The sequence below is a fragment of the Pelagibius sp. Alg239-R121 genome (assembly GCF_947331435.1).
In the GTDB taxonomy this organism is placed as follows: Bacteria; Pseudomonadota; Alphaproteobacteria; order Kiloniellales; family Kiloniellaceae; genus Denitrobaculum.
This window is the reverse complement of record NZ_CAMZOF010000033.1, coordinates 1-5,071: the sequence shown is the minus strand read 5'-3', so window position 1 is coordinate 5,071 and position 5,071 is coordinate 1. Positions and strand designations below refer to the sequence as shown.

Below are 5,071 nucleotides of genomic sequence, written 5' to 3'. Positions count from 1 at the left end.
CATGAAAAGCGAAACGGGCCAACGCGCCTATACAATCAAGTCATCACCAGAAGCGACTTTTTCAACGGTATCCGGACGAAGCTGACTTTCACAACATGAACGCCGATGGCTGCAAAACGCAAGGAGCCGCAATTTAGTGACATGTATTAGGTGTCGCTTAGCACGATCACTTTTTGTCCGATACTAGTTGTACCTCGTCCTATTTGAGAGCTCAGACAGCACGAAAGTTACATCAGCACCAATCTTGGCGTGCTTGGCAATGAGACCTGGAGATTACTCTTCTGGGCCGAGAATAATGCTATCAAGCGGTTCGCAAGCGCGATTTGATGTTCAAAGCGGTTTCAAACAGTAAATTTGGAGCAATTCAGCACAAACGGGAAACCTATGGATTTTAATCAGATACGCTACTTTCTCGCGCTCGCCGAGACGCTGAACTTCACCCGTGCTGCAGAACAATGTTATGTCTCGCAACCGGCTCTCACGCAGGCTATCAAGCGCTTGGAGGCGGAACTCGGCGGGGGCTTGGTCGTTCGCGATGGCCGCTATACTGAACTCACAGAACTGGGAAAGTCACTACGAGGGCATTTCCAACAGATCGACCAGACTCGTCATCTGGTGCGATCAACCGCCAAGGCTGTAACGTCCGGAGAAGTTGCAGAGCTGAACATTGGTCTCATGTGTACGATCGGCCCCGGCGTGTTAAGCGGAATGCTCGATGCATTTCGAATTGAGCATCCTATGATCTCAATTGTTTTGCACGATGTGAAACCGTCGTCTATTGCGGACCTGTTGCTGTCCGGAGCACTTGACGGGGCGTTCTGCGCGCGCCATGGCCCACCACACCCCCAGTTGCAATACGCCAACCTTTTTGAAGAGGCTATGGTCATTGCATTTCCAAAAGATCATGAATTCTCCGAACGAGAATATGTGCCTCTCAATGACATTACTGAACAGAATTACATAGACCGTTTGCATTGTGAGTTCCGGAAAGAAGTCAATGAGTCATTCAGGGATCAGAATCTTCAACTTGATGTAGTGTTTCGGAGCGAGCGAGAAGATTGGATTCAGAGCCTTGTACGTGATGGCATAGGTGTCACATGCATTCCTCGGTACTCACTCCTGCGTCCGGAACTTGACCACCGGCCAATCGTCGATCCGATTTTGTCGCGCAAGGTTGATTTCGTTGTTGCTGATCAGGCGGAAAGCATGCCCGCCTTGAACATGTTGGCAGAATGGGCAATTCGCCACGACTGGCCCGCGTACGAGCCAGCATCATCCGCGGCCGAATAATCAACTGCGATCAGCTTCCGCGCAAAACGCAAAACCGCGCATCATAAGCCGTGCTTATCGGGCGCGATCAACTCGATATTTCCGCTACCAGACAATGATGGATACCTTCTGGATATGAATTGGCACAGATCATTCAATCCGGTCTGGGAAGGTATACATGCAAGGTCACAAAGCGAATGCCAAAACCGACAAGCTGTCGAAACTCTCGAAGACTCAATTTGAAGTGACCCAGAACGGCGCAACTGAGCGTGCGTTTGAAAACGAATTCTGGGATCACACAGGCGTAGGAATCTACGTGGACGTCGTAAGCGGCGAGCCGCTTTTTGCCTCACTACACAAATACGATTCTGGTAGCGGTTGGCCGAGCTTCTTTCAGGCACTGGCTGATGAACACCTTGTAGAAGTCACGGACCGGACGCTTGGTATGATCCGAACCGAAGTCCGTTCGCGCGATGTGAACTCACATCTTGGCCACGTGTTTCCGGATGGGCCAGAACCCACTGGCTTACGCTACTGCATAAATTCGGCCGCCCTTCGGTTTGTACCGGTCGAGGAGTTCGAAGTAGAAGGCTACGGGATTTTCTCGGTGCTGTTCGATCAGAATAACTAGGCCAAGAAATCAAAATCACAAGCGAGAGGGGACCCCAATGATGAAAACTACAATCAGAACATATTCGCCTACGCTTTCAGCGGCATGCGTGGCATTAACTTCCTTTGCCAGCACCGGCTATGGCGCAGGTCATTTCACCTCTGGTCTGCAGAGCCAATATCCAGAATACGATCTCAACGATACGTACGTCTTCGAGTCCAACAAAGAAGGGCATACCAGTATTATCTCATCTTCAAACCCAAGCGCTCCGGGTACTGGGAAAGCACCAGCTGTGGTGTTTGGACAGGGTGGTCAATACAACCTCCATATCGCACAAGACGATAAATTTGAGACCGGTATGACACTCGTTTTCACATTTGAAGGCGAAAACGTAGAGGTTCATAAGGTCGATACGCCCAATGCGGCAGTTGGAGAGCAAGGTGAGCAGCTTGGTGGTGGCAAAATCGGCGAAACCGTAAATCTTGCTGACGGGATTCAAGTTTGGACCGGCCGAGGGGATGACCCTTTTTTTGGAAACGGTGTTGGGCTGGCGAAATTCAATGCCGCCAAGCAGCAGGGCAAATTTACACCTGACGTCTTCAAGGAAGATGGCGACCTATTCGACGGTGCGACCGCCAGTTTCATTGTCGTCGATGTTCCCAATCAAATGCTTGGTGAAAAAGTCTCCGTCTTCACTACGACGTCGGTTGAGCACAAGGGGGAATGGTCGCAGGTGGATCGCCATGCGAACGTGCTGTTCCCTTATGTATTCCTCTCAGATACGCCAGCAGTTCAGGAAGACCACGGGCAGCATCGACCCGATCTCGATGTTGAAGAGCGCCGTCAGGCAATCGTGAACAACATCTTTTGGGCGGTTTCCACGTCTAAGACCAAACCGGATAGTGCCATGGAATACGCCAACGAAGTCGCGGACATGATTATGCCGGATGTCTTAACTTACACGCCGGGGACGAGAGCCAGTTATGCGGTTGAAGGATTGAACGGTCGCGCACTTCACGATGATGCGATGAACACAGTTCTTCGGCTGATGAACGGCGTTAGCATCGACGATAATGCATACGATGTGAAACGATACACGGCCGAATTCCCGTACATCGTATCCGCGGAATAACGATCAGATTCAGATCTAACTTGCCCTCGACACCGACCGCTTCAACGGAGTGTCGTGGGTAAGCACGGACACAGGAGAGTTATCATGAAGGGAATTACAACGGCTGCATTGGCATTGATATTGAGCTGCAGTGCGCTATTTGCCGACGAGCAATTTAATCTGCCAGTCTCGTTCAATGCAGACGGGACAATAAATCGCCCTTTCAATCACAGACAATGGGTGAATGTTGGCACGACCCTGATTCCAAAAGGGGAAATCAACATCATTGATGGAAATCCAATTTCGACGAGTGAATACATTGATACCTGCGTCGAACCAATGTCATACGCGATCTACATGGCGACCGGCACCTGGCCTAATGGAACACAGATCGTCAAGGAATTCACCTCAACAGTAGAAGCTGAACCTGGTGAAGTTCTAGTGGAAAGCCACTACAACGGTCTGGCGATGCTCGTCAAAGACATGGAACGGTTTCCAGCAGAGACAGGGCATCTTGGCTTTTTCAACTTCGGTCATCATCCCGAACCTTACGAAACAACAGCATCAGCTATGCCCCGGGAACAGTGTTCTTCCTGTCATGAAGCTACCGCCAGCGATCAGCAATACATTTTCACCGATCATCACATCGGCCTAAAGCGAGTGTCAGATTGAACCAATTTTTGTTTGCTTGGTTTGCATAATTCCAATCAGAATCAAAAGAGCGATCCTGCTGTGTGGTGTTTACGGTTGTCGGGGGAATATAGAATTATAGGTTTCGTTTTTAACCAATTTTCCGATTTCTAAAGTCAGCTTTGTGCGAACCACCGTCGCTCTAACCCTCTGCAGCATTGGGAAAGTGGGCTCTAAACCGCCACGCAGCACTGCCGTGCGCACCTTACTCCATCTCTGTTAGGTATGTCGGTCGCGGCCCTTAGCTGTCGATCATTGACATTGTCGAACTCGCAGGTGCAGAACACCGAACCAGCCATTCGCCGCATCCGCGAAACAGACACACATGCTGACGTCCGGATGCCGGACAAACCTACCGTTCATAGATGCTGGCCCAATGACTGATTTCGTGTTCTTTTCAATCACACTGTGAGAGGTGATCGGCCCACTCTAATGAGAAGTCGGCCATGGACAGAAGGTGATCGTAAAGACGGTCGCCCAAAACTGTCGCTCCATAACCACCCTCGACTCTGTGAACTAATTCGGCAGCTCTCAGTTCTTTCAAACGCTTGTTCAAGGATGCGGGCGTGATCGTTTCACACTTCGCTTCTAGGGCCCGGAACGTCAATGGCCCCGCCTCGCAGAGGTTCCAAAGGATGCCCATGGCCCAATGTCGGCCTAGCAAGTCAAAAAGGGCCATGATCGGTGCTCCGCTCTTTGAACCTCTGACCGGCTGTCCAGGTCTTGGTATTTTCGTCATTCGCTATCTTTTCTATAGTGATTTCTCGCGCTATAAAATAAATAGTGTCTTATTCGTTGATTGGAAAGCGACATGGAAGAAGCGGAAGAACAATTCGATGAGCGCCTGTGCAGAGTGATTGCGCAGGCCGATACAACTTTCTATTCTGAGGAGTATGTCTGGCGCCCCCTCGAAGTGGGAAATGCACCGTTTCACGAGGCGCTTGCATGTGTCGCCGATGCCGGTACATGGCACGAGTTCGTGCCTGCTGGTGTTACAGACACCGATGGGCGGTTTTGCGTGGTCCTTTTCAGGTTTTCTGAAAGCGGCCCAAGTGCCATCGGCTTTGTCGCCTGGCTACACTCGCACTTGAGAACAATGGGACGTACCGGCGCCATCGTCATTTGCGGAAAGGATCGTCGTGCATCGCCTGAGCTTTTTGAGATTTGTCAAGGAGCAATGGACTACTGGGCATGCCCAGTAGGTTCAACAAGTGAGCGATTTTTGGCAGTCATTCGAAAGTTGATTGAACGAGGCCATGCGCTCGGAAAAAGCTGACATCCATGCGTTTGCCAATTCCGTCTGCCTGGGGCTCTAAGCATGCGTAATTGGGCTGACCATGATTTGAGGTCGAGCTCCCGTTAGGATCACAGGTATTCTGTGAACATGGGAG

Annotated in this window: 6 protein-coding genes; 5 read left to right on the top strand and 1 reads right to left on the bottom strand. The window is 50.6% G+C overall.

All coding sequences use genetic code 11. From position 1 onward, the window contains the following. The first annotated feature begins 384 nt into the window (after window positions 1-384). The 4 genes from QMZ18_RS36765 (at window position 385) to QMZ18_RS36750 (ending at window position 3,662) form a co-directional block, all read left to right on the top strand. Window positions 385-1,290 (top strand): LysR family transcriptional regulator, encoded by a 906-nt coding sequence (locus QMZ18_RS36765; protein ID WP_282611418.1) that lies wholly within the window; start codon window positions 385-387, stop codon window positions 1,288-1,290. 157 nt (window positions 1,291-1,447) lie between these two features. After that, the gene (msrB, locus tag QMZ18_RS36760) at window positions 1,448-1,900 is read left to right on the top strand and encodes a peptide-methionine (R)-S-oxide reductase MsrB (RefSeq protein ID WP_282611417.1); all 453 of its coding nucleotides are present in this window, start codon (window positions 1,448-1,450) and stop codon (window positions 1,898-1,900) included. A 37-nt stretch (window positions 1,901-1,937) separates the two neighbouring features. Then, window positions 1,938-3,011 (top strand): DUF4331 family protein, encoded by a 1,074-nt coding sequence (locus QMZ18_RS36755; RefSeq protein WP_282611416.1) that lies wholly within the window; start codon window positions 1,938-1,940, stop codon window positions 3,009-3,011. Between the two features lie 84 nt (window positions 3,012-3,095). Next, window positions 3,096-3,662 (top strand): cytochrome P460 family protein, encoded by a 567-nt coding sequence (locus QMZ18_RS36750; RefSeq protein WP_282611415.1) that lies wholly within the window; start codon window positions 3,096-3,098, stop codon window positions 3,660-3,662. 415 nt (window positions 3,663-4,077) lie between these two features. Here the strand turns inward: QMZ18_RS36750 and QMZ18_RS37195 are convergent, their stop codons facing one another. Beyond that, entirely contained in the window at window positions 4,078-4,359 is a 282-nt protein-coding gene (locus QMZ18_RS37195; RefSeq protein WP_282611414.1) for a helix-turn-helix domain-containing protein, read from the bottom strand. 132 nt (window positions 4,360-4,491) lie between these two features. Here QMZ18_RS37195 and QMZ18_RS36740 point away from each other — a divergent pair, with 132 nt between their 5' ends. After that, the gene (locus tag QMZ18_RS36740; RefSeq protein WP_282611413.1) at window positions 4,492-4,956 is read left to right on the top strand and encodes a DUF6196 family protein; all 465 of its coding nucleotides are present in this window, start codon (window positions 4,492-4,494) and stop codon (window positions 4,954-4,956) included. Window positions 4,957-5,071 lie beyond the last annotated feature (115 nt).